Raw genomic sequence first — 22,755 nt, forward strand, 5'->3', positions numbered from 1 at the left:
TCAATCCCAAAACGATGCCCCGTCCTGCGGAGCCTCGTGTAGCCAAACCAATGCCTCGCGCACTCCAAGACGGATAAGCCTCTCCTGTCTAATCGAGGACGGGCCGCCGTCCGAAAGATAGAGAATGAAACCCTTTTCATCCCGAAACAACGCTTCCAGCGCGTTGCCGGGTGCGAGAGATTGGACCTCGAGAAATGGAATAATTCGCGAAGCAATCATTTGCATTTGGGTTCACCGCCTTATCAATGGAACATGAGGGCCGTGTTTCGTTAGGTTGCAGCGACGGGCCGTCCCGGGGCCTTTTTCTTGACCTCGATGAATCGAACGCCGACCTCGGACCCGTCGACCCGGATGAGTTCGCATCGCCGGAATGCCAATCCCGTCCAGGATAGCAGCAGAAAAAATTCCTTGGCTTGAAGCACCTCAAGCGTTCCATCGACATCAAGTCGGGCGCCGGTTGAAGAAACATCGAGGAGCAAGCAACTCCTTCGCCAGGTGCCGTCGACACCCATGAGGTTGACGGAGCGTTTGTGCTCGAGGCGGACGCGCTCGGATTTTCGATCGCCAAACGGCACTATTTTGCTCCGGCCGTTGCGAGTGCTTTGTCCGTCGAATTGATTTCCATTTCGAGGTCATGGACGGACCCGAAGCGGATCGTTCGTTGCGCAACGGACAGGGGGAGCGCCTCGAAGGCCTCTCTGCGGCGCTCAATGTCCTCGGGCGAGATCGCCTGGGCGCCGCATCGATAGCGGATGACCGCAAATGTCGTCGTCCAGTTTAGCCGCGAGGCCCGGCAGGCAACGATGAGCCTACAGGGGTCGGTTTTTTCCACGATGGCTTCGATGGTTTCGATTGCGGCATCGCTGAGTAGCGATAGTGCCGCAATGAGGTTTGCACGCTCCCCTCGCACAGCAAAGCGGTTGATGGAGGAGTCGTTTAACTTTCCAGCTTTGTTGAGCGCAAGCACCGTGGATTTCGGGCCTGAGTAATCAATTGGCTTGGGCGTATTCGTGCCGATTTCAGTTTCTATGCTCTCAATGGTGGCCTCAATCGCTCGGTGCGCCCCGGGCGGGGCGACTCTAAGGAGCCGGGCTCGGCCCGCCTTGGTTGTTCCTGCGAGGAGTTCTCGAAGCATTTCAACCGGCATGTCAGGCCGAAGTACCAATGAGTCCGCAATGTCGTCATCGCGTTTTGCGGCGGCGACCAGCGCCAAATAACCCGTGCTTGAAAACCGAGCACCGGCATTCGTCGCAAGCAGACGGCGGGCAGTCGTGTCGCAGCGCTTCAGCAGTACATCAGTGAGCGATTCACTGAGTCGTTTTCGTCCCGAAATTGCGAGGAGATGTTGCTGGCTCCGGCTATCGGCGATCTCGATGAGATCACGCTCTGGAAGCGAGTCGGATCCGCGCAGCACGGGCGCGGCAACCAGCGCCTCCTCGTGTCGGGCAAGACGGCGGATCGATTCCTTTGGCGCCGACTGCAGATCGGCGAGGGTTCTGCTGAGATGCACGAGCGTCTGCACCTCAATGCATGCCATCAGCCGGATCAGGACCTCGTCGAAAACCGGCGACCTGAGACTCGTTCAGCCGGTCGGCGCCGGCGAGAAACAGGTTGGTTATCTGCCGCAGCATTTGACAGCGGCGCGCCGGCGATCCGCCTTCGATGGCGCGATCAAGTTCGGAGATAAAATCGTTCGAGGCGTTAATGGGCATCTGCGGCGCCAATTCTTGTTCCGCTGCGGAACGCAAAGTGTTCCGACCATCGAATTAGGCGAGACAATCATTAATGCGCCCATAAGAATACGGCGCGTGGGGTTTCCTGATACCGCGTGTAATGCTGCAAACACTATCGAATTTAGGCAAAATGAGAGTTGCTTCAGCTATTTTTCGGCGCCGACTCGCGTATCGTTCTCCCGACACGCATATCGTTCTTATGTCGGTTGGCGGACATACTCGGGAGGTGTCGAATTTGGTGCCATTGCGGGCGTAACATTGCGCGCCGACGCAGGCTTTCTGCCAAGAAGATTTTGAATGAACAGTATTCCTCTCGCGCCGACGATGGCGCCGAAGATATTTCGATTTGCCGACATCGATGCATTTCGAAGTTCGGTGCGACATCTCAGTGTGGACTTCACGCCGCTTGTGCGAAAAATTTCGGCCGAGCAAATCATCCTGAACCTGGCCGGGTGTGACGTGAATTACACCCGGTCGTTTCCGCGGATCGTCGATGCACTGCTCGGACCGAACTCTACGGCGGTCGGATTTTCGATGGATGACGGCGTTCCGATCCGCTTCAACGGTGTGGAACGAGACCGCTCTGTGATCGTCGTCGGCAATAGCGGAGCGGCATATAGCGCGGTTGAGCGGACGCCTCGAGAGTACGCCTCGATCGTCTTTACGCCTCAGGTAGACAACCGGGGCTGGCCCCAGACGGAGCTCAATTTCAAGGCGTTCGAAACCAGTGAGGCCGCGCAAAGCCGGCTGCGCAGGCTGGTGCTGCAGGTGCTGTCCATCTCGCCGCAATTTTCGGAAGCATCCGAGGTGGCGGAAGCTTCCGCGGCGATCAAGGAATCGCTATTTGCTGCAGTCGATCATGCGTTTGCTGATGTCGTGGCTACGAATTGGGCTACGCGTGCGAATTCCGCCCGGCAGTTCAAGATTTTCAGGGATGTCGAGGCGATCCTGTCCGGCGATATCGGACACCCCGTCTACAGCGGCGATCTTGCCGGACAGATTGGCGTTTCAGTGCGCACGATGCACGACGCGGTCCAGCGCTACCGGGGAATGAGCCTGCATCGGTACCTGCGGCTGAGGCGGCTATGGCTGGTTCGGCAAAGGCTTCTCGCCGGCGCTCATAGCGTCAAGGCCTGCGCACTTGCGTTTGGCTTTTGGCATCTGAGCGACTTCTCCAGGAGCTATCGTTCCCAGTTCGGCGAGTCCCCATCGGAGACCCTCGCAAGATCGCGTGGGGCGTGACGGATCACGCGAACTTGCGACGGCCATCGATGCGACGACCCGTTCGAACGGGACTGGCCGCCGCTTGCGCTCCCGAGGCAGGAGCGCGCTTAGGCGCCTATGCGCCCTTTTCACACTTCTTCAAGAAGCTGGTTTTGGCAGCGCCCGAAAGCGGTTTGCCGTCCGAACCGACGGCCTTGGTCTCGCAGCTATCGGCCATGCATTTCTTCATGAAGGATGCCTTCGCAGCGCCGGCCAGCGCTTTCCCGTCCTTGCCGACGGCCTTGCTCTCGCAGCTTTCCTGTGCGAACGCCGAGCCGATAGCGAATGTTCCAAGCATTGCAACTAAAAATAGACGTTTGAACATGAGGCTCTCCCAATCAGGACACGGTCGGATTGGATCGCGGATTCTTCAAGTGATCAAGTTCCCAAGCTTGATTTCCTTGATAAAGTGATCGGCATGGACTGTCCGCTCCCGGTCTTGGCGGACCAAAAACACGCGCCTGGCGCGGAAGAAACGTGGGGATGCAACGAATGGATTTCGAGACGCTGGTACAGACGCGCCGAAGCGTACGTGGCTTCAAGAAGAAGCCCGTGCCGCGCGCCGTCATCGAGGAGATTATTGAAGTCGCCAAGCGCGCGCCGTCCTCGATGAACACCCAGCCCTGGCATGTCCACGTCCTGACGGGCGAGCCGCTCGAGCGGGTCCGCCAGCGCAACATGGAAGAGATGGTCGCCGGCGCCAAGCCCAAGCGCGATATCATCAGCCACGGCGAGTATCAGGGCGTTCACCGCGGGCGGCAGGTCGATGTCGCCAAAAAGCTGTTCGGCGCCATGGGCATCGCGCGCGACGACAAGCCGATGCGGCAGGATTGGGTGTTGCGGGGTTTTCGGCAATTCGATGCGCCGGTTTCGGTGGTCTTGAGCTATGACCGGATCCTCGATCCGGGTGCGGTGTGCCACTTCGACCTCGGCGCGCTCTGTTACGGCATCGTGCTGGCGGCGTGGGACCGGGGCCTTGGCAGCGTTATCAACGGCCAGGGCATCATGCGATCGGATATCGTGCGCGAGGTGGCCGGTATTCCCGAGGACCAGGCCATCATGACCTGTGTCGCGATGGGATATCCGGATGACAGTTTTCCGGCTAATGCGGTCCGGTCCGATCGCGAATCGAACGGTGATTTCGTGCGCTATGTCGGGTTCCATGACTAGGCGCGGGCGGCGCGTTAACCATGGGGACGGACGGCCGCCTTAGCCGTTTGTCTCGATTATGCCTCAGTTATGGCCCTGATATTGTATCCGGCCTTTCGATGAATCCCTGCGGGGTGGGCGCTCCAACGGGTGGAACCGGGGAATCGATGACGTCAGTCAGGACGACAGCTGATCGGCTATCGTTGCATCGCCGCTTCTCGTGGTCGGAAACGACCGCGCTGGCGTTGGCTGCGGTCGCTCTGGCGCTGGGCGCGGCTGCCTGGATCGCCGATTCCGCCAACACGGCCATTCTCCCCACTGCGGCGCTGCCGGCAAACGCCGGCCTGCCGTCGTTTGACGATCGTTTCCAGCCGGCGTCCACGCCCGAATCGTCCGCTGGCAACTTTGCCTCGCGAACCCTCGACCAGTCGGCGCTTTCGGCCGCCGAGATCAAGCTTCGTGAAGCCAGGGGGCTGCTCGGCCAGCAGTTGCAGTCCCAGGACTGGCGGTCCGCCTTGCTCGAGGATGCACCGGGACCCAAGGTCGAGGAATCCAGGCCCGCTGCCTCGTCCGGGATTCCGCTGCCAAAATCCCGCCCGGCCGAGGCAAACCTCGACACGCGGGCAGGGGCGGCGGCGTTCGCCCAGGCCGACACCACGGCCCAGCCTGACCGGCGCACCCTGCTGCAAAAGCTGTCCGACCTGATCCCGGGACGCATCAGGCTGGCCTCGCTCGCCCCGGACGGCGGATTGTTCCACGACGGACCGGATCTCGGGGCGCTCGGCTACGACGGGCAGACTGCGGTTTACGATATCTCGGCGCATGCCGTTTACATGCCGAACGGTTCGAAACTGGAGGCCCATTCGGGAATGGGCAGCCTGATGGACGACCCGCAACACGTTCATGAGGTCAACATCGGCGCGACACCGCCGGCGGTCTATGACCTGAAGCCGCGCGAGCGGCTGTTCCACGGCGTCCGGGCGCTGCGCATGATTCCCGTCGACAGCAACGCGACGCTCGGCCGGTCCGGGCTGCTGGCGCACAGCTACATGCTCGGCCCCAACGGCGATTCCAACGGCTGCGTGTCGTTCAAGGACTACGATCGCTTCCTGCAGGCGTATAACAATGGCGAGGTTACGCGTCTCGTCGTCGTGCCAAGTCTTGGCGATGCGGCTTCGCGACGTTCGACCTCGCAGTCATGATGGCTTTGTTGCAAAAGCGAGCGATGACGAAAAATTTCGATTTCCTCGTTTAGAACCAAGTCATGACAGATGTATCGAAGTCCGAAACGCTGCTGCGAGCCACCTTCAAGATCAAGCTGAACGGAGAGACGGTTTCGATTGCGACCGTCGGCCAGGCCTATCAATTCATCACCAATCTCAGTTCGATCGAGTGGATCGAGTTCAAGTCGTTGCACGACGACGCCATCAGCGCGCTTCAAGGGGCGGCCGGCGACGCGATGCTGACGGTGCAAGCAACCAACGCGCTGCGCGCGCTGTTCGTTCGCTCGAAACTGCTCTGAAAACCGGACCGTTCGACGCGACGCACCTGCTGCGCCTCCGGTTTCGCCAGACGAAACTTCGGCGCGGTTCGAGCTGACCGGTGCGCTTTCCGCTGTTCATGCAAATTGGAAATGCGCTACTGCTTTGAACCATCCGTGGCGCGTGAGGATCGACTTGATGAGCACCGATGAAGAAACGGAAATGATCCGCGAGACGGTCGCTCGGTTTGTGGATCGGGAACTGATTCCTCTGGAGCCTCATTACCTGAAGTCCAAGCTGCCCGGCAGCGACCATCCCGAATTGACCGCGGAGCAAAAGCAGCGGCTGCGCACGGTCTCGAAGGATCTTGGATTGTGGGGCCTCGACGCGCCCGAAGATCTGGGCGGCCACGACCTGCCGACGCGCACGATGGCGGCCGTGCACGAAGAACTCGGCCGCACCTGCGTGCCCTTTGTGTTGCCGCCCGACTCGCCGAACCTGCGCATGCTGCAGGCCGTCGGCACCGAGGTGCAAAAGAAGAAATATCTGCAACCCTATATCGCAGGACGGATGACGTCGGCGATCGCGATCTCCGAGCCGGGCGCCGGCGGCGATCCCGCCGCGATGAAGACGCGGGCGGTGCTCGACGGCGCGCAATGGGTTTTGAACGGCCGGAAGATCTGGATCAGCAACGCCCGCGCGGCCGATTTCATCATCGTGATGGCCCGCGTCGGCAGCGACGCGCGGCAGGGCGGCATCACGTCTTTCATCGTCGAGAAGGGCACGCCCGGATTCATCATCGAGCGCGAAATCCCGATGCTCGGCGGCGGCTCGACCTACGAGATCGTGTTTGAAGATTGCCGCATCCCGGTCGATTCCGTGCTCGGCGAAGTCGGCAAGGGCTACGCGCCGATGCAGTTGCGGCTGCGTACCCGCAGGCTTGAAATGGGATCGACCTGCATCGGCATCGCGCGGCGCGCCAGCGACATGATGTGCGAGCACGCGAGGCAGCGCGAGACGTTCGGCGTCAAGCTGGCCGAACGCCAGGCGATCCAGTGGTGGATCGCCGATATCGCGACGCGCATGCATGCGTGCCGGCTGATGGTGCGCAACGCCGCGGAAAAGACCGATCGCGGCGAAGACGTCAGGCATGAGGCCTCGATGATCAAGGTGTTCGCGACCGAGATGGCCTATGACGCCTGCGACCACGCCATGCAGACGCTCGGCGCACTCGGCATGACGCTGGAATTGCCGCTCAACGCGCTGTGGCAGAAGGCGCGGCTGATGCGGATGTATGAGGGGCCGAGCGAAGTCCATCGCCAGTCCATCGCCCGCCGGGTGCTGGGGCTTCGCGGATAGTCGTGATGTTGATTTGCCGACAGCGCAAGCTGCATCGCGGGCGGATTACGCCGCCCTGACCTCGGCGAGGAAGCGGTTGACCTGGCCGGCGAGATCCTTCGATTGCGACGATAGCTGTTCCGCCGCTCCCAGCACCTGACTGGCCGCGGCGCCGGTGTCGTCGGCGGCGCGCTGGACGCCGGAGATGTTGGCGTTGACCTCCTGGGTCCCGCGCGCGGCTTCCTGGACGCTGCGGGAAATCTCCTTGGTCGCCGAGCCCTGCTCCTCGATCGCGGACGCGATCGCAATCCCGATCTGATCGATCTCGGCGATCACCTCGGCCACGTTGCCGATCGCGGTCACGGTCTGGTCGCTCGCGGCCTGAATCGCCGCGATCTGTTCGGAGATTTCGGTGGTGGCTTTGGCGGTCTGGCCGGCCAGCGATTTCACCTCGGAAGCGACGACGGCAAAGCCCCGTCCGGCGTCGCCGGCGCGCGCGGCCTCGATGGTCGCGTTCAGCGCCAGCAGATTGGTCTGCGCCGCAATGTTCTGGATCAGGGTCACGACATCGCCGATCTTCTGTGCGCCTTCGGCCAGCGAACGCGCGGTATCGCCGGTGCGCCGTGCGTTCTCGACCGCGCGCGCGGCGATCTCGGTGGATTGCGCGACCTGGCGGCCGATCTCCGAAATCGAGGACGTCAATTCCTCGGTGGCGCTGGCGACCGTCTGCACGTTGGTCGAGGTCTGTTCGGATGCCGCGGCGACGACGGCGGCCTGGCGGTTGGTGTCGGATGCCGTCGACGACATCGACTGCGCGGTGTCTTCCATCACGGCCGAAGCCGACGACAATCCGCCGACGAGTTCGCTGACCTTGGTCTCGAACGCGCGGGTGAGATCGTCGAGCACGCGGGCGCGCCGCATCTTGATTTCGTTCTCGGCTTCCTTTTCCGCGGCGAGGCGATCCGCCTTGATCATGTTATCCTTGAACACCTGGACGGCGGACGCCATCGCGCCGATCTCGTCGCCGCGGCCGGCGCCCTCGATTTCGCTGGCGAGATCGCCGCTGGCGAGGCTCGACATCCTGGCCGTGAGGTCGACGATCGGCTTGCAGACGCGGCGACGCACCATCATTACGAGGGCGGCGCTGGCTGCCGCGACCGCGATCAGCCCTGCGAGCGCGATCAGGAAACTGAAGCGCGCGGCGGAATAGCCGGTGCCGAGGATCTGCTCGGCGTTGTCATAGAACGCGTCGCGCACCTCGATGATCGCCCCGAGGCCGCGTTGCGACTCCACAAAATAGGTGTCGAGATCGTGCTCATATTTGCCGCTGACGGCGCCGTCCTTCACCAGTTTCAACTCTTTGCCGAAACGCTCGACATAGTCCTCGTTCATCTTGCCCAGTGCAGTCGCCACATTGGCCGGCGTTGAGGCATTGCCGCGCAACTCCTGCAGCGACATCAGGATCTGGTCGTTGCGGCCCTGCGAGCGGCTGATATCCATCCTCTCGGCCTCGGTCGCCGCGCGCTGGGCGCCGACGAGGTTCTTGTGCAGGCTGGCGTTGAAGCCGCCGACGTCGCGCAAGGTCCAGGCGATGTTGGCGTAGCTTGCCTGCCGGTAGGCGTCGCCATCGAGCAGGGCGATCTTGCGGACCTGCCCGTCGAGCAGCGTGGTCACGGCATTGTTGAAGACAGCGTTATCGGAGACGATCTTCTTGGCGGCATCCTTGCGGGTATCGGCCGGACCGTCGATCGCCTTGTCGATCGCCTCGCGCAGCGCGGCAAATTTAACATTCAGGGCGTCGATGCCGGCCATCACGGCTGGCGCATCGTCGAACGCGCCGGGCAGGGTGCCCTTGACCTCGTTCATCTTGTCGCGCGCGCCATCGGTCTGCTTGCGGTATTTGTCGAGCTCGGCCCGCAACTTCGGATCCACGGCGGGTGGTCCCATCAGGATATTGGTGGCGAAGCCGCGTTCGGGATTGAGATAGCGCGGAATTTCGCCAACGGCGCGGACGATCTCCAGCCGGCGCTGGGCGACGGAAACGTGGTCCATCGTCTGGTATTTCGTGGCGGCGACATAGACCGCCAGCCCTCCGCCAACGGCGGCAAGCGAGGCGATGGCGGCGGTCAGGAGGGTACCGATTTTCATGGGGGTTGGCCGTTCACGATGGGTGTGGGGCGAGTTCCCCACTATCGTAAATAGCCGGTGTTAATCTCGGGTTTACGCTTGCGGCGCGCGAGCACCTGCGCGGGTCCCGAAGGCCGTCAGGGTAGCGCAATCGAATAGACGAGCTGGCCGGTCCACCAGCCGATTTCAGCGTGTGCGGGTTTCTTCGACCGTACTGCGCGTCGCGGATTTATGCTGGGCGGGTGCGCCGGAACCGGAACCCAGCTCCTGGCATGGCAGCTCCATCCACGATCCGTCGGCCGCCTGCTGGTAGGCGTGGCAGGACGATGAGGTCGATTTGTCGTCGGTCTTCTGGGGCGTGGAATTCTTCGCCAGCACTGGCGCCGTCATCACAGCCATGGCGGCCACCGAACCAACGAAGATCGCGCGTTTGATCCGCATGGGAGGTTTTCCTTCTCGAAACGAGCGCATTTCGTAAAAAGGATTTTGGCGATTTTTTGCTGTTGGGATCAGCGTGCAACGATTTGATCAATTTTCGGTAGATCGATCGTAGCCCGGCGCCCTGCGAGCGGCCGGCCCTAACGGCGAAAACGCGCGATTGATCCGGCAATGATCTGCATGACCACGCCGATAACCCATCCCGCCATGATCATCCAGGTCCAGGCGATGTGTGGATCGTGACGAAGCACGATCACGCCCACCGACGAAAAAGCCGACGCCGCCGCTAGAAACGTGCCGACGGCGCTCAGGAATTCCGCGGTGTCGATCTTGCCGCCATCGCCGCGGTTTGCCGCCTGTTCATCGTGCGGATGAAAGGGCAGGGGTGGCGTATCGATTCCCAGGTAGAATCCGACGGCACCGCCAATCATCATGAGCAGCAGGAACGCCTGTGTCGTCAGCGCGGCGACGCTGGTCCCGACCAGGGCTGCAACAAACAAGCCGCTGGCGGCACCAGCCATGGCCAGCCCAAGGCGCTCCAGAACATGGGCGAACTTCCTTACGCGAAAACGCATCGCGATGCTCCGCTACGAGCCCGGGGAAGTCTAGGACGATTGTTCGCTGAACGAAAGTCGGCCAAAGGCGGTACCCCCTGGGAACATGACACTAGGTCAGGTTGTGGGGATGGCCGCGCGGCGTATTGCGCCAGATCAAGATTGGCGGCTGATGACGCCGAGCCTATCATCACCACGCGGCCTCATGCAGTGTGTGGATATCATGACCCATCGCATTCTCGTGCTCTACGGCTCCTATCGCTCCGACCGGATGGGCATCCGTCTCGCCCATTTCGTCGTCGAGGGCTTTCGTGCCCGGGGCGACGACGTCGAACTGATCGACGCCAAAGCGGTCGGCCTGCCGATGCTGGACCGGATGTACAAGGAATATCCGAAAGGCGAGGCGCCGGCGGCGTTGGAAAAACTCGCGGGCGAGATCCGCGGCGCCGACGGTTTTGTCTTCATCACCGGCGAATATAATTGGGGTGTCCAGCCGGGGCTGAAAAACCTCACCGATCATTTTCTGGAAGAATGGTTCTGGCGCCCCGCCGCCATCGCCAGCTATTCGGCCGGACGTTTCTCAGGCGCGCGGGCTGCGACGGCGTGGCATGGCACGCTCTCGGAAATGGGCATGGTGGTGATCTCTTCCACGATCGCGGTGGGGCCGATCGCGCAGACCCTCTCGGCGGAGGGTAAGCCGAACGGCGAGGGCGGCAAGGCGCTGGAGCATGCGTTTCCGAGGTTTGCCGATGATTTGACGTGGTGGATGGAAGCCGCCAAAGCGCAGCGGGGGAGGAAGGCGCCGCCTTATTGACGGCGTGCCCTCAGGTGCCATGCCTCAGAACGCCCCGCTTTCGGCGCGGCCGAGGTGTTTCGCGTGCCATTTCGGGCCGGGCCCTCGCATGTAGTGAAGTTCAGGCCGATAGGGATTGCGGGCATTCCTGATCAGTCTGTGCCACCTCGTCACGAAGTCGTTCAGGCGCAGGCGAAGCCGTGTCGATGATTGCGCGATTGTCATGGCGTGCTCTCAATGCGGCTTGCCGAGCATGGAAACGAAAGGCACGGCGAAGATCTCGTCGCCGGAAGCATCGCTCACGTGCAGGACCCAGCTGCGCCAGTCTTCCGTGCTGGGCGTCATGATCAGCGACCGCACCACCAGGGCGGCGTGGTCACGCGCCTCGGCCAGATCGCCAATGGCAGCGCCGTATTGATCGATCATTACCCGTTCAGTGTTGGAGCAATGGAAATAGACCTGAGCCATGTTCCGCCTCCGAATCAAAGCGAGGAGCAGGCTCGAAAAATAGCAGCGGCAACGTCCGCGGGAAATTCCGATGGATTGCGTACGGGGTTTTACGGAGAACGCGGTCGCCGACCGCGCCGCGACCGACCGCTGCGCCTCACTCCAGGCCTTGGACCGGCGGCGCGGTGGTGGAGGCCGTTTTCGGAGGCGGTGGCATTTGCGCCGCCGTTGGCGCACTGGCCTGACTTCGCGGCGCAGATTGAGCGTCGGCACGCGACACCCGCGTCTCCTGCGCTGCGGGCTTCCGCGCCTGGCGGGCGGTGCCCGATCGTCTGAAGCCCCATGATCGCGCAATCGACGGCCCGGCCGTGTAACCGACGATCGCACCAGCGAGCGCGCCGACCGGCCCGAGTACCACGGCGCCAGACAATGCTCCGAGCGCGGCATCCCCGCCGCGTTCCTGCGCCATCGTTGCCGACGGAACCAGCAACAGCGCCAACGCCGCAATCGCGATTGTCCCTTTCATTCGAGTTCGCTCCATCCAGAGCCGCAGCAAAGCGAAAAAATGCGGCGGGAAGAGGTGGAATTGGTGGCATGCGGACCTGCAGCGACGGCCTTTTGCATCGAACGAACAAGTTCCCTGGTCCGCAGCGCGCGAGATTAAATGCGGACACAGGGGAACGAGCCCCCAGCTGGAGGGTTTGGAACAGGCTGCAGCGGAACCGGCTATTGCTGGCCCCTGCGGCTTTCGGGGGCGAGTCGACATCGGGAGAGCGACATGATGTCCGAGACGCAGATTCACGTGATCGCGCGGCAGATGGTCGAGCGGCACGGTTTCGAGGCGATCGCCCAGGCTGCCCAGATGGCCCAGGATTGCGAGCGCAAGGGCGACGCCGAGGACGCGCGAGACTGGCGTCACATCGAAGACGCCATGAAGATGATGCGGGGACCGCATCAGAGCTGACAGCGGACGGCCTGTGTCCGGATCGACAACGCGTGCTAGCATGCGCGTCGTTTTGATCTCGGAGACCGTCCGACATGAGCCTCTTCAGCACGCCCTTCGATCCCGCGCGCGAGGCGGCGCTGGTGACCGGTGCGGGAAACGGCATCGGCCGCGCGATTGCGCAAGCGCTGGTCGGCGAGGGCGTGCGGACCGTGTTCGCCGATATCCGCGAAGACACGGTCATGGCCGCGATCAAAACCTCAGCCCGGCCGGAACTTGCGTTTCCCTTTGTCGGCGATCTCGCCAGCCGCGCCACCTGCGATGCGCTGCTTGCGCACGCACAGTCCGCGGTCGGGCAGGTAACGCACTTCGTTCACAGCGCCTCGCCGCCGCGGCGCGAGGCCGATCACCCCATGGCGGTGGACCGCGAGACATGGCAACAGATGCACGCGGTCAACCTCGACGCCGGCTTTCACCTCGCGCGCGAACTGGCGCGAACACTCATCGCGGCCAAAGCGCCCGGCTCGTTCCTGCTGCTGACCTCGCTGCACGCAGGCACGCCGCGCAACCTGCCGCATTACTCGACGGCGAAAGCGGCGATGGCGATGCTGGTGAAGGAGCTGGCCAAGACGTTTGGCCGCTATGGCATCCGCGTCAATGCGCTGGTGCCCGGCGCGATCGCGGCCGGCGGCTTCGTCGCCGATCCGTCGCTGGCAAAACACATCCCGCTCGGCCGTCTCGGCCAGGCCACGGATCTCGCGCCGATGGCGCTGGCGGTGTTGTCGAACCGGGTGTCGGCCTATGTCACGGGAGCTGCGATCGTCGTCGATGGCGGCCTGTCGCTGACCAACTGGTTTGATCCGCCGACGCTCCATGAACTGTGACCCAATCACCACACCCGAAAGGAATAGCGTTGGCGAAATTGTGGCCGCCGGGATCCGGCCACGTTGCCGCCCCGATTGGATTCGGACCATGACGGCATGTTGGTTTTCGGCTTGGGCTGGGGCGCGAGTTGGGGATACAACATGTGGCCCATCGGTTGTTCCGGTACTGCGTCCGTCGACATCACGACAGGCCGTAAAATCATTCGGCTGCTTGCGCTCGCGCTGGCAGCGGCTTCACTGGCGGCGTGCGCGCAGTCCTCTGTGGTGAGCCAAAGGTCCGAACTTCACCCGACCAAGCAGGCGTCGCTGGAACGCGTTCGAACGGCGTCGTCCGTAACGCACCGGCGTGTGGCCTCGGTGAGAAAGCATACCCCGTTCGCATCGCACCGGAATGCCGGCGACACCAAAGTGGCATCGCAGGGCGTTGCCAGCTTCTACACCGAGGGGACGCAGACCGCGAGCGGCGAAAAATTCGATACGCATGATTTGACCGCGGCGCATCCGACGTTGCCGTTCGGCACGAAATTGCGCGTGACCAACGTATCCACCGGCCGCTCGGTGACGGTGCGGGTCAACGACCGCGGCCCGTATGTTCCCGGACGGATCGTCGACGTCTCCTATTCCGCGGCGGAGTCGCTCGGAATGGTTGGAAAGGGCGTTGCCAACGTCAAACTCGACGTCGTGCAATAGAGCGTTTTCGAGCGAAGTGGATACCGGTTCGCGTGAAGAAAACGCGTCCAAGCAAAAATCTATAGCTTCGGTTCTGATTGAATCAGAACCGAAGCTATAGCGGCCATCCCCGCGTGGGGGATGGCGCGCCGATCAAGCTTCCTTCTTGGGCGTGTACTGGCCCACCACGCACTTGTACCGTTGCAGCGTCCACTCATGGTACGGGCCCTTGGCGAGCCAATCGGCGATGCCGATCTGCGCGTTGACCGTACAGGCCGCCATGGTGATTCCCGACTGATCGCTGTTTGTGACGACTTTCTCGAGGCAGAGCTGGCCGTTGCAGAGAACGGCGACAAGAGTAACGAGCATGGTGTCCTTCGCTGATAAAGAATTCCCCGGTCGGTTAAATCTATGCAGACTTCGTGCCACGATTCGGGCCCGTCAGGCTCTCCGTAGTGTTCCGGTGGCGACGACCAGGACGTTCGGGGGAGCAGGGAACTTTCATCTTCCGCGCGCCACGCCTGGCTGACGCACACACCGGTTTCTCGGTGGCTGCGGTCGCGATTGCCGCGATGGTCCCGGCCGGGTTGACGGCAATCCTGTCCTTTACACTTGTATCGCTATTTCTGCCGGGCACCCTGTCCGGAGGTGTTATTACGTTTCGCTGGTGCGCCTTACGAATTTTGATCTACCCGTCGGACAGATATTGCCTCTCTCCGCGAAGAGCGGGGCGAAGGGGAAGGCTCCGACGGGCGTAGCGAAATATTTTCCGCAAGATAGCTGGACAGGATTTTGGTGATTTTCCCGTCGGGAAAATCGCGGCGTCTCTTTGCCGATCGATGGCGAGGCGAATTGCACTGTGGTGGTCCGCGATCCCGGCAAATTCTTCCAAGCGCGCGGCGTGACGCCGGTTGGGGTCACGTTTATATGATATTCATCATTCCATTGAATGTCGGTTGGGCAATTCTATGTGTGCAGAACGAACGCACACGACAATCCGCGCAAGCGGGTTGGTGCGGTTCGCAACGCTCACGAATTGATCAACTCAGAAGGGGAATCGACGATGACCAGGTTCAAGCTTTTCGGCGTAGCTGCCGTTCTTTCGGTCGCGATGGCGGCGCCGGTGATGGCGCAACAGGCGGTCCAGGAGCCCGGCGAACAGGCATTCTACCAGAGCCTGGGTGTTGGCTCCAGAAACAGCGGGAGCGCGAACGCCATGGCATCTGTCGGCGGCGTCAAACTATCCGTCGCGCCGGCGAGGCACCACGCGCACGCATCAAGGCATGACGTCAGCGCACAGCGACAATAAGCGAGCTACGACGGCCCGTCGGGTGCAATGAGATTGGATCGGGGGCGGAGCGCTGGCGCCGCCTCCCGACATTCCTGCGCATCGGCTTTGGCATTGTCGCTCGGCTGGCGGCGCAAATACGCCGCAAGGCGCGCGCCTCAGGATGATTTCCGAACAGGCTGCTTCAAACGATCAAGTTCTATCGCACCGGCAGCGGCGGACGTACCACCGGGTTGCCATCGCTCTCAACCGTTGCCTGCGCTTCCGGCTGCGGCGCGATCGGCGCCGCGGCAGCCGGCGGTAAGGGCGGAGGCGGCAGATAGGGCGCGGCTGAAGCTGTCGGGCTCGGCTTGCGGGCTAACGCTGCGGCCGGCCGCGGCGGCGCTGCCATCTTCGGCGCGGCTATCCGGGGGCGCACGCTCGGCTCGGGAGCCCTGACCTCCGACGCTTTCATTTCAGATGCCTTGGCGATGTCGCGCGACATCTGCTCCTGGCCGGCCCTGAGTTGCTCGACGCTGGCCGTGAGCTGCTCGATTTGTTGCGCCATCGACGCCAGCGACGGCGCCTGATCGGGCGCGGGGGCGTTCGGCGCGACGGCTTCCGCGGACTGGGCCGGAGCGGCTGGTGGCGTGGGTGCCGCCGCTGGCGCGGGCGTCGCTGCTGGTGCGGTGGCCTGAACCGCCTGCACGTCGGTCGCATCCGTTTGCTCAGCAGGCGCTGCGCTGGCCGGCGGCGGCGACGTCGCAACGAAACTTGTCGCAACGAAACCTGGCGTCAAGTTTGCGATCATCGCCCTGGCCGTATCGCCGTAGTGCCGCCACGCTTCCGCGGCGGCGGCGCTGCCAAGCGCGAACAGGAAGACGAACAATACGCGCGACAGCTTTTTGCCCTTCGACGACCGGCCGCCCGGGGCGCGGATATGGTCATCCGCACGAAACGTCGCGTCGAGCGACGGCGCGGCGACAGCGGCGCTCGGCCCTGGGTGAAACCGCGGCTCCGCGGCATGGCTCATCGCGCCCGGCGCGAGCGTCGAAAATTCCGGCTCCGCTCGCGCGGCCAGAACGACGCCGGGTGCGATCTCGAGCGCGTCGTGCGGATCGTTGTCTCGTTCGAGTTCTTTCAGCAAGGGATGCATAGGCGCTCCGTACTCGGTCCAAAGTCGTCCGCATCAACCGGACCGCGGACTAACTGTTACGTCGACGAACCTCTGGCCCGCCCACAACTCCAGCCGGGTTTGACCAAAGCAAGGCGAAGGGATGGAGAGGTTGCGGCCATCCAAGGGAACCGGAACCGGCGGCGAGTGGCAGCACCCATCCGCCGCCGCCCGGCGCGCGACGACGGCGCTGTGCTGCTTCGGCACCAAATTGTCACGCTCTCGGCGAATTGCGGCCAAAGCGCGCTGGCAACACGCGACAGGTGCAAGGGACGAACAGGGGAACAGCGTTGGCCTACAGGATGATCGCAGAACGCGAGAACGAATCGCTCAATATCGAAAGACAGAGCTCCCTGATCATTGTTGCCAAGGCGCGGATTTTCGCCAGCGAAGGCTGGCACGTCGTCATCACCGACGCGGACGGAAAATCCTATGCGCCTCCGGAGTTCGATCAGTTGTTGCCGGCCTGATCGCTGTTGGGGCAGAGTCTCCGCTGATAGCCTGAAATAGATTCATCAGCCGTCAGCGCCGGGCTTGGCCGTCCGAAGGCCGGAATCGTTTCCCGGCCGTGACGAACCAAAGCCGCTATCGGGCAGCGGCGGATCACGCTTTGCCCGCTTCCATCTTCTGTCTCAGGCTCAACGGGCGCATATCGGTCCACGCCTCCTCGATGTACTGAAGGCACTCCGGCTTCGTGCCGGTCTTTCCTGCCGACTTCCAGCCCGCAGGAAGCGCCTTTCCGGCAGGCCAGATCGAATACTGCTCTTCATGATTGACCACCACCATGTACATCCTGTCGTCGTCCGGGTCTTCCATGGCTCAGGCTCCGCTATTAGGATGCCGCACCTTGACCTCCTTAAGGTAGCAAGCAAGCACATTCACCAACCGGTCTGTGTCGGAGGCAACGAGCAAACGCTGGGAGACTGACGCCATGGCCTTTTCACTCTACGACGCCACCGTCGCCAACTATCTGCAGATCCTCGGCGCGGTCGGCGGTCTGCTCGAGAAGAGCCTGACGCATTTCCGCGACAAGGGCATCGACCCGGCCGAGGTCGTCGAGACGCGGCTTGCGCCCGACATGATGCCGTTCCGTTTCCAGATCGTCTCGGTCGCGCATCATTCGCGCGGCGCCATGGCGGCGGCGAAGAACGGCGTGTTCGTCCCGCCGTCGGGCAGGCCGGATCTCGATTTTGCAGCGCTGCAGTCGCTGGTGACGGAGGCGCGCGACGAACTCTCGGGCCTGACGCCCGACGCGGTCAGCGCGCTGGTCGGCCGCGATGTCACCTTCAAGATCGGCGAACGCACGCTGCCGTTCACGGCGGAAGGTTTTTTGATGTCGTTCTCGCTGCCGAACTTCTTTTTCCATGCCACCACCGCCTACGATATCCTTCGCCACAAGGGCGCGCCGCTTGGGAAACGCGATTTCATGGGCCGGTTGAAACTGAAGACGTAAAGGCGTTGGAACGGGCAGGAGAGAGGCGTGGTTACCCGGCTCACGACAAGGCAACAGCCGCACTCGATAGGCCCTGATGTGGTTCGCGCCATCATCAGGGTGTCGTTTGCGCTTGCGTTGACGTGTTGCGGCGGCGCGAGCGCGACGGCTGCGGATGATCTCTATCGTGCGCAGACCATCGTGACCGGCCAGGGCGAGGCCAATCGCATCATCGGCTTCGCCGCCGCTCTGGAGGATGTTCTGATCAAGGTTTCCGGCGCTCAAAAACTTGCGGGCAGCGGTCGATTGGCCGCGTACAAATCGAACGCGAAAGATTTGGTCAGGGCGTTCAGCTATCACGATCAGATGTCGGGCACGCCGACCCGCGACGAACAGGGTACCCGCGATCGGCCATACGACCTGACCGTCGACTTTGAGGAGACGAAGATCGACGAGCTTCTTCATGTGATCGGCCTCAAGCCGTGGCGTTCGCACCGCCCGGTCCTTGCCGCCTTTGTCGAAATGCAACTGGGGGCCAAGGATTACATGATCACGTCGGACGCAGACCAGTCGGCCCTGCAGCGTGAATCGCTGCTCGCGGCCGCGGCCCGGCGGGGGATGAGTGTCGTGCTGCCCAGCGCGGCCGCCTTGGCGAAAGCGGGCATCACGCGCACCGAGCCGGGGACGACGACGTCCCGGCCATGGGGTCCGGTGGTGGCCGGGCAGGGCGGGGAAGCGGCGCTGGTCGGGCGGCTGGTCTGGGACGACCGGGAACTCGGATGGGCCACGCAATGGCGGATCGACTGGCATGGCCGGACGCACCGCTGGCAGGTTCGCGGCACCAATTTTGACGAAGCTTTTCGGCGCGGCATCGGCGGCGCGGCGCAGGTGCTCTCAGGCAATGGCGATCCGGCGTAGCCGCGCATCCCGCCGGCTTTGCTGAATCCGGAATAGCTGATGACACTGTCGTATCCGCTCTGCCTTCTTTCATGTAACCTTGTCGCATGAACGAAACCGAGAATCTGTTTGTTGCCCTGCGTCAGTCGGCCGACGGAGTCGTTGTCGACATGCTCGAGCGTATGGTGCGGGATGCCCCGGATCATGCTTTGAACAGAATGAACGCGCTTGATCTCGCGGCCACGGCTGATGTCGGCGAAGAGCGGGTGATCGCGGCCCTCCTGCATGCGGTGGGGCTCGGCATACTGGAGATGACGTGGAGCGTCATGTGCCCGAGTTGCGCCGGTGTTCTCTCCGCCAATAAAAGCCTGAAGACCCTGGATAGGGCGCAGTATAATTGCGCTTTTTGCGCCGCGGGCTATGAGACGACGCTCGACAATCTGGTCGAGGTGACTTTTACGGTAAGCCCGCGCGTGCGCAGGATCGCGGCCCATAGTCCCGACGAATTGCCCCCGGCCGAATATTATCGCCAGGTGTTCTGGAGTTCGGCCATCGATCTGCCGGACGATATCGATATGGAGAAGCTGCTGGACGAGGTCACGCTCGAAATTGTCGACTTGCCGCCCGGAGAACGGGCCATCCTTTCCTTGCAGGCGCCGGCGGGCACGTTGATCGTATTCGATCCCGTGACGCACACGGCCCAGTTCCTTGATGTCGGCGGCGAGGAGGCGGCCGAGCGCCAGAACCTGTCCGTGATCTTCAACAAGCTCCAGGTTCCCGTCGACACCATTGCCTTGCGCCCCGGGCCGCTGCGGCTGGCCCTGGAAAATCGCACCGAGGGCCGCGTGCTGCCGGCGGTATGGGTGGCGAACCAGGCGCTGGACGACTTGCTGAAGCAACGCAAGCCCATTCTCACGGCCAAGCGTCTCCTCACCAATCAGACTTTTCGCGACATCTACCGGACCGACACGCTCGCCATCGGCCAGCGCCTCAAGATCTTGAGCCTGACATTCCTGTTCAGTGATCTCAAAGGCTCCACCGAGCTCTATGAGCGGGTCGGCGACCTCACCGCCTTCGATCTCGTCAATGAGCATTTCAGGCTGCTGCAGGAGATTATCGCGTCCGAACGGGGGGCCATCGTGAAAACCATTGGCGATGCCGTGATGGCGACCTTCGAGACGCCTGACCGCGCCATTGCCGCTGCGATCCGCATGCGCGAGGCGATGAGCGATCTTGGTGCCGAACGTCAACATCAGAGCCTGAGCCTGAAGATGGGCATTCATGAAGGATCGTGCCTTGCGGTCATACTCAATGCCCAGCAGGACTATTTTGGCCAGACGGTGAACATCGCCTCGCGCGTCCAGGGCCTTGCCGCCTCACGCTCGATCGTGGTGACGGAACAGGTGGTGGAAAACGCGCAGGCCCGGACCTTGCTCGAGACCCAGGGGCTAAAGGCAACACCCAGACGCGTGGCGTTGAGCGGCATCGCGGGCAAGGTGTCGGTCTACGAGATATCCTGAATACCGCAGTGGATTTTTCGGAGGAGAAAGCCATGAACAAGCCTGTGCCGGTCAACCCGCCCGAACTTCGCTCGACCTTCGTCGCGGCGTCGTCGATGCCCTGGCAGCGAACCGAGTTCGACGGCATCGAGATGAAAATCCTGTACCGGGACGACGAAGGGCGCTCGACCATCCTGTTCAAAATGGCGCCCGGCGCGGTCGTGCCATTGCACGAGCACACCGCGCTCGAACAGACCTTTATGCTCGAAGGATCGCTGGAAGATCGGAAGGGATCTGTGGCGCGGGTGACTTCGTGTGGCGGCCGGGCGGCAACATCCATGTCGCGCATGCGCCCAACGGCGCGACGTTCATCTCCGTATTCAATCGCCCGAACCGCTTTTTCGATGGAACCAAATTTTTCACTTCCACCGAGGAACGTAGTTAGCCCTACGAAATGACGGCGACGGCGTCGAACCGGCGCTTCGGGTGAACGAGCTGCTCGGCGCTCTCGACGATGCGCATTTCCTCGGTACCGCGCGCCGCGGTGCGCTCCAGCACGGCGAAGATCGCGGACGCGGCGTGGCCCAGCGCATCCGGCGTATCTTTTCCCTGAACGCGCGCGGCCACCAGCAGCGCGGCAAACAGGTCGCCGGTTCCGTTCGGGCTGATCGGGAGTTTTGGTGTGCGCACGCGCCAGGCGTTTAACCCTTGTTTGGATTGTTCGATCGCAACGATCTCGATCTCGTCGTCCGGGGTGTCCGCAAGTTCGGCGCTGGTGACGACGATGGTCGATGGACCACGCGCCATCAGGGCGTGCGCCGCTTCGATCATTTGATCGATCGTCGTGGCCTTCGCCCCGCACAACCATTCGAACTCGAAATGATTGGGGGTGATGATATCGGCCAGCCGGCACAGCCGGTCGCGCACCAGCGGCGGGATGTCTTGCTGCACGAACAGGCCGCGGTCGCGATCGCCGAGCACGGGATCGCAGCAATAGAGCAAAGCCGGGTTGCGGGCCCTGGCGCGCGCGACGAAGTCGGCGACCTCGGCGGTGATCTCGGCCGAGCCGAGATAGCCGGACAGGATCATTTTGTACGCGTCGACCACGCCGCGCTCCTCGATCCCGCGCAGGAGATCGGCGACCAGGGGCGCGTCGAGCACCCGGCCGCGGAGGGTCGGGTAACCCGGCCGGTTGCTCAAGAGGGTGGTCGGCACAGCGATCACGTCGATGCCGTGCATCTGCAGCGGAAACACCGCAGCGCTGTTGCCGACGTGGCCGAAAGCGACCTGCGACTGAATCGAAATCACGCTCATGCTGCGGGCCGGATCACCCGAACAGCGCGACATAGATCACGTAGAGCCAGCCCAGGATGCCGTGGATGATCGCCCACAGGATCGAATGGTTGTTGGTATAGGAGATCGCGATGGCGAGCGCCGAGCCGAAGCCGACGCCGTATTTCGCGCCCTCGACCCGAATGCCGTAATATCGATTTCCGTTCATGGTGATCCTTTCCATCGACGCGCTGTCATGGGCCCGAGCGGCGGGCCTGCGCCTTCTGGAGACTATCAAGCTCCTCGTTCCAAATCGTGGGGGTGTTCCGAGCAGCGGGCGGCTCTCTTGTCGGCGCGGGTCCTGGTCGATGAAGCCAAAATGCAGGTCGATCACAAGGTGGTCACTCGCGTGCCCGGCATCGCGGTTGGCCCCCTTCGGGGCGCCATAACATATTGTAATATCAGAATTAATTATATGCCGCATCTGTGATTTGCAGTGCAACAAAATGCCATTGCAGTGCAACAAAAGAGGTATAGGTTGAGGTTTCGAATCCTACCAGGAGAACAATAATGAAGAAGACTTTCCTCTCTATCGCCACCGCCGCCATGATCTCGATGGCTGCTGTCACTGCCGGCTTCGCCGCCGAGTTGCCGACCTATGAAGCGGCAGGTTTGCCGATATCGGCGGTGCAGGTTCAAGTGCTGGGCGGCGCGAATGTCCGCCAACAGTCGCAGGTCCCAACGTCTGCGGCCTCGCCGCATCAGCTCAGCGTCCTGACACCGCGGACGAAACTGAAGACCGCGACGGCCGCATCGACCGCGACCACCGGTCTCTCAACGCACTGACCGACACTGCCATCGCCGCCAGGTTTTTAGAACTTCGTGGCGTCGTTTGCCCTGACATTGATGGCCCACACCCCCGCGATCTCGCGGCGTGATGCGCCCGAATTGTTGCTATCTGATGCCCTCCCGAAGAGAAGAGGGCGCAGGGAAAGCCGGGTGCCGGCTGGCACCCGCGGCCCCCTGTGCGGCAGATGTTGCACAAGAATGCACAGGGGATTGACCACAGGTGGGCCGGGACATCCCGGCTTTCCCCGCGCGATGGTTTACGGCTTGCTTCGTGCTCCCCGGTGAACGGGCTTTCTTGCCACCGTCATCCCTGAGAAGCTTGCTTCTCACGAACTTGACGCCAGCATCGCGGCGCCAGGACCACACGACTTCGCCGTCCGCGAGCATCTTGCGTTCGTCCTGGCGCAAGCGTCGCGTCCACCGCATCCCACCGCGCGTTCGTGACGTGCGCAACGCCCCTCTCATCGGGTGAGACGCGCGGATTTAGATCAGTGATTTGCCCGACGGCGAAAGCGGAATATTTTTCGCGCGGGCACTGGACAGGTT

Annotated in this window: 32 protein-coding genes; 16 read left to right on the top strand and 16 right to left on the bottom strand. The window is 62.6% G+C overall.

The genetic code is table 11. The annotated features are described in order from the left end of the window. The 4 genes from V1289_RS43285 to V1289_RS43300 are packed head-to-tail and all read right to left on the bottom strand — an operon-like array spanning window position 1 to window position 1,724. Window positions 1-225 (bottom strand): hypothetical protein, encoded by a 225-nt coding sequence (locus tag V1289_RS43285; protein WP_334405641.1) that lies wholly within the window; start codon window positions 223-225, stop codon window positions 1-3. A gap of 44 nt (window positions 226-269) precedes the next feature. Next, window positions 270-575, bottom strand: a complete 306-nt coding sequence (locus tag V1289_RS43290; protein ID WP_334405642.1) for a PilZ domain-containing protein — start codon at window positions 573-575, stop codon at window positions 270-272. Continuing rightward, entirely contained in the window at window positions 575-1,537 is a 963-nt protein-coding gene (locus V1289_RS43295; RefSeq protein ID WP_334405644.1) for a DUF2336 domain-containing protein, read from the bottom strand. The genes V1289_RS43290 and V1289_RS43295 overlap by 1 nt, the downstream gene beginning before the upstream one ends. Next, a complete protein-coding gene (locus V1289_RS43300; protein ID WP_334405646.1) occupies window positions 1,524-1,724 on the bottom strand; it encodes a hypothetical protein in 201 nt (66 codons plus the stop codon). Before V1289_RS43300 ends, V1289_RS43295 begins: the two co-directional genes overlap by 14 nt. 306 nt (window positions 1,725-2,030) lie before the next feature. Here V1289_RS43300 and V1289_RS43305 point away from each other — a divergent pair, with 306 nt between their 5' ends. After that, window positions 2,031-2,975, top strand: coding sequence for a helix-turn-helix domain-containing protein (locus tag V1289_RS43305; RefSeq protein WP_334405648.1), 945 nt, complete (start codon window positions 2,031-2,033; stop codon window positions 2,973-2,975). Between the two features lie 97 nt (window positions 2,976-3,072). Here the strand turns inward: V1289_RS43305 and V1289_RS43310 are convergent, their stop codons facing one another. Then, window positions 3,073-3,321 carry a hypothetical protein gene (locus V1289_RS43310; protein WP_334405650.1) on the bottom strand — a complete coding sequence of 83 codons (249 nt, stop codon included), beginning with the start codon at window positions 3,319-3,321 and terminating at the stop codon, window positions 3,073-3,075. 167 nt (window positions 3,322-3,488) lie between these two features. Here V1289_RS43310 and V1289_RS43315 point away from each other — a divergent pair, with 167 nt between their 5' ends. From V1289_RS43315 to V1289_RS43330, 4 genes are all read left to right on the top strand, one after another. Next, on the top strand, window positions 3,489-4,166 hold the full coding sequence (locus V1289_RS43315) for a nitroreductase (RefSeq protein WP_334405652.1): 678 nt from the start codon (window positions 3,489-3,491) through the stop codon (window positions 4,164-4,166). A 146-nt stretch (window positions 4,167-4,312) separates the two neighbouring features. Further along, window positions 4,313-5,347: a DUF2778 domain-containing protein gene (locus V1289_RS43320; protein WP_334405654.1), complete on the top strand. Its 1,035-nt coding sequence runs from the start codon at window positions 4,313-4,315 to the stop codon at window positions 5,345-5,347. A gap of 62 nt (window positions 5,348-5,409) precedes the next feature. Beyond that, window positions 5,410-5,667, top strand: coding sequence for a hypothetical protein (locus tag V1289_RS43325; protein ID WP_334405656.1), 258 nt, complete (start codon window positions 5,410-5,412; stop codon window positions 5,665-5,667). Window positions 5,668-5,824: 157 nt separating this feature from the next. Continuing rightward, window positions 5,825-6,985 carry an acyl-CoA dehydrogenase family protein gene (locus tag V1289_RS43330; RefSeq protein WP_334405658.1) on the top strand — a complete coding sequence of 387 codons (1,161 nt, stop codon included), beginning with the start codon at window positions 5,825-5,827 and terminating at the stop codon, window positions 6,983-6,985. 45 nt (window positions 6,986-7,030) lie between these two features. Here the strand turns inward: V1289_RS43330 and V1289_RS43335 are convergent, their stop codons facing one another. The 3 genes from V1289_RS43335 to V1289_RS43345 all read right to left on the bottom strand — a co-directional run bounded on the left by V1289_RS43335 (window position 7,031) and on the right by V1289_RS43345 (window position 10,104). After that, entirely contained in the window at window positions 7,031-9,112 is a 2,082-nt protein-coding gene (locus V1289_RS43335) for a methyl-accepting chemotaxis protein (RefSeq protein WP_334405660.1), read from the bottom strand. A 165-nt stretch (window positions 9,113-9,277) separates the two neighbouring features. Further along, window positions 9,278-9,532, bottom strand: coding sequence for a hypothetical protein (locus V1289_RS43340; RefSeq protein WP_334405662.1), 255 nt, complete (start codon window positions 9,530-9,532; stop codon window positions 9,278-9,280). Between the two features lie 137 nt (window positions 9,533-9,669). Then, window positions 9,670-10,104: a hypothetical protein gene (locus V1289_RS43345; RefSeq protein ID WP_334405664.1), complete on the bottom strand. Its 435-nt coding sequence runs from the start codon at window positions 10,102-10,104 to the stop codon at window positions 9,670-9,672. Between the two features lie 202 nt (window positions 10,105-10,306). On the opposite strand from V1289_RS43345, the gene V1289_RS43350 reads away from it, so the two are divergent. Then, window positions 10,307-10,897 carry an NADPH-dependent FMN reductase gene (locus tag V1289_RS43350; RefSeq protein ID WP_334405666.1) on the top strand — a complete coding sequence of 197 codons (591 nt, stop codon included), beginning with the start codon at window positions 10,307-10,309 and terminating at the stop codon, window positions 10,895-10,897. A gap of 24 nt (window positions 10,898-10,921) precedes the next feature. On the opposite strand, the gene V1289_RS50065 is transcribed toward V1289_RS43350, so the two are convergent. The 3 genes from V1289_RS50065 to V1289_RS43360 all read right to left on the bottom strand — a co-directional run bounded on the left by V1289_RS50065 (window position 10,922) and on the right by V1289_RS43360 (window position 11,849). After that, window positions 10,922-11,101: a hypothetical protein gene (locus tag V1289_RS50065; RefSeq protein ID WP_442896137.1), complete on the bottom strand. Its 180-nt coding sequence runs from the start codon at window positions 11,099-11,101 to the stop codon at window positions 10,922-10,924. Window positions 11,102-11,110: 9 nt separating this feature from the next. Next, window positions 11,111-11,344 (bottom strand): DUF6894 family protein, encoded by a 234-nt coding sequence (locus tag V1289_RS43355; RefSeq protein ID WP_309184499.1) that lies wholly within the window; start codon window positions 11,342-11,344, stop codon window positions 11,111-11,113. Between the two features lie 136 nt (window positions 11,345-11,480). Next, window positions 11,481-11,849: a hypothetical protein gene (locus tag V1289_RS43360; RefSeq protein WP_334405669.1), complete on the bottom strand. Its 369-nt coding sequence runs from the start codon at window positions 11,847-11,849 to the stop codon at window positions 11,481-11,483. A gap of 255 nt (window positions 11,850-12,104) precedes the next feature. On the opposite strand from V1289_RS43360, the gene V1289_RS43365 reads away from it, so the two are divergent. The 3 genes from V1289_RS43365 to V1289_RS50070 all read left to right on the top strand — a co-directional run bounded on the left by V1289_RS43365 (window position 12,105) and on the right by V1289_RS50070 (window position 13,840). After that, window positions 12,105-12,287 (top strand): hypothetical protein, encoded by a 183-nt coding sequence (locus V1289_RS43365; protein ID WP_442896231.1) that lies wholly within the window; start codon window positions 12,105-12,107, stop codon window positions 12,285-12,287. Window positions 12,288-12,361: 74 nt separating this feature from the next. Then, window positions 12,362-13,150, top strand: a complete 789-nt coding sequence (locus V1289_RS43370; RefSeq protein WP_334405671.1) for an SDR family NAD(P)-dependent oxidoreductase — start codon at window positions 12,362-12,364, stop codon at window positions 13,148-13,150. 141 nt (window positions 13,151-13,291) lie between these two features. Beyond that, window positions 13,292-13,840 carry a septal ring lytic transglycosylase RlpA family protein gene (locus V1289_RS50070; RefSeq protein WP_442896138.1) on the top strand — a complete coding sequence of 183 codons (549 nt, stop codon included), beginning with the start codon at window positions 13,292-13,294 and terminating at the stop codon, window positions 13,838-13,840. Between the two features lie 132 nt (window positions 13,841-13,972). On the opposite strand, the gene V1289_RS43380 is transcribed toward V1289_RS50070, so the two are convergent. Further along, window positions 13,973-14,188: a hypothetical protein gene (locus tag V1289_RS43380; protein ID WP_309184504.1), complete on the bottom strand. Its 216-nt coding sequence runs from the start codon at window positions 14,186-14,188 to the stop codon at window positions 13,973-13,975. A gap of 694 nt (window positions 14,189-14,882) precedes the next feature. Between V1289_RS43380 and V1289_RS43385 the strand changes: the two genes are divergently transcribed. Beyond that, window positions 14,883-15,128 (top strand): hypothetical protein, encoded by a 246-nt coding sequence (locus tag V1289_RS43385; RefSeq protein WP_334405674.1) that lies wholly within the window; start codon window positions 14,883-14,885, stop codon window positions 15,126-15,128. 178 nt (window positions 15,129-15,306) lie between these two features. On the opposite strand, the gene V1289_RS43390 is transcribed toward V1289_RS43385, so the two are convergent. Next, window positions 15,307-16,242 carry a hypothetical protein gene (locus tag V1289_RS43390; protein WP_334405675.1) on the bottom strand — a complete coding sequence of 312 codons (936 nt, stop codon included), beginning with the start codon at window positions 16,240-16,242 and terminating at the stop codon, window positions 15,307-15,309. Window positions 16,243-16,550: 308 nt separating this feature from the next. Here V1289_RS43390 and V1289_RS43395 point away from each other — a divergent pair, with 308 nt between their 5' ends. Continuing rightward, window positions 16,551-16,730: a hypothetical protein gene (locus V1289_RS43395; RefSeq protein ID WP_334405677.1), complete on the top strand. Its 180-nt coding sequence runs from the start codon at window positions 16,551-16,553 to the stop codon at window positions 16,728-16,730. Between the two features lie 133 nt (window positions 16,731-16,863). Here the strand turns inward: V1289_RS43395 and V1289_RS43400 are convergent, their stop codons facing one another. Beyond that, window positions 16,864-17,076: an MbtH family protein gene (locus V1289_RS43400; protein WP_334405679.1), complete on the bottom strand. Its 213-nt coding sequence runs from the start codon at window positions 17,074-17,076 to the stop codon at window positions 16,864-16,866. A 115-nt stretch (window positions 17,077-17,191) separates the two neighbouring features. Here V1289_RS43400 and V1289_RS43405 point away from each other — a divergent pair, with 115 nt between their 5' ends. The 4 genes from V1289_RS43405 to V1289_RS43420 all read left to right on the top strand — a co-directional run bounded on the left by V1289_RS43405 (window position 17,192) and on the right by V1289_RS43420 (window position 20,546). After that, complete coding sequence (locus V1289_RS43405) at window positions 17,192-17,713, top strand: DUF1993 domain-containing protein (RefSeq protein WP_334405681.1); 522 nt, start codon at window positions 17,192-17,194, stop codon at window positions 17,711-17,713. A gap of 99 nt (window positions 17,714-17,812) precedes the next feature. Then, window positions 17,813-18,610, top strand: coding sequence for a DUF2066 domain-containing protein (locus tag V1289_RS43410; protein ID WP_334407905.1), 798 nt, complete (start codon window positions 17,813-17,815; stop codon window positions 18,608-18,610). An 86-nt stretch (window positions 18,611-18,696) separates the two neighbouring features. Further along, window positions 18,697-20,109 carry an adenylate/guanylate cyclase domain-containing protein gene (locus V1289_RS43415; RefSeq protein WP_334405683.1) on the top strand — a complete coding sequence of 471 codons (1,413 nt, stop codon included), beginning with the start codon at window positions 18,697-18,699 and terminating at the stop codon, window positions 20,107-20,109. Window positions 20,110-20,141: 32 nt separating this feature from the next. Beyond that, complete coding sequence (locus tag V1289_RS43420; RefSeq protein ID WP_334405685.1) at window positions 20,142-20,546, top strand: cupin domain-containing protein; 405 nt, start codon at window positions 20,142-20,144, stop codon at window positions 20,544-20,546. Here the strand turns inward: V1289_RS43420 and pdxY are convergent. Together pdxY and V1289_RS43430 are read right to left on the bottom strand one after the other, a co-directional pair. Beyond that, complete coding sequence (pdxY, locus tag V1289_RS43425; protein ID WP_334405687.1) at window positions 20,536-21,435, bottom strand: pyridoxal kinase PdxY; 900 nt, start codon at window positions 21,433-21,435, stop codon at window positions 20,536-20,538. The genes V1289_RS43420 and pdxY overlap by 11 nt on opposite strands. Next, window positions 21,416-21,589 (bottom strand): hypothetical protein, encoded by a 174-nt coding sequence (locus V1289_RS43430; protein ID WP_309184514.1) that lies wholly within the window; start codon window positions 21,587-21,589, stop codon window positions 21,416-21,418. Before V1289_RS43430 ends, pdxY begins: the two co-directional genes overlap by 20 nt. A gap of 341 nt (window positions 21,590-21,930) precedes the next feature. Between V1289_RS43430 and V1289_RS43435 the strand changes: the two genes are divergently transcribed. Beyond that, entirely contained in the window at window positions 21,931-22,206 is a 276-nt protein-coding gene (locus V1289_RS43435; protein ID WP_334405689.1) for a hypothetical protein, read from the top strand. Window positions 22,207-22,755 lie beyond the last annotated feature (549 nt).

The sequence above is a fragment of the Bradyrhizobium sp. AZCC 2289 genome (assembly GCF_036924615.1).
GTDB lineage: Bacteria > Pseudomonadota > Alphaproteobacteria > Rhizobiales > Xanthobacteraceae > Bradyrhizobium.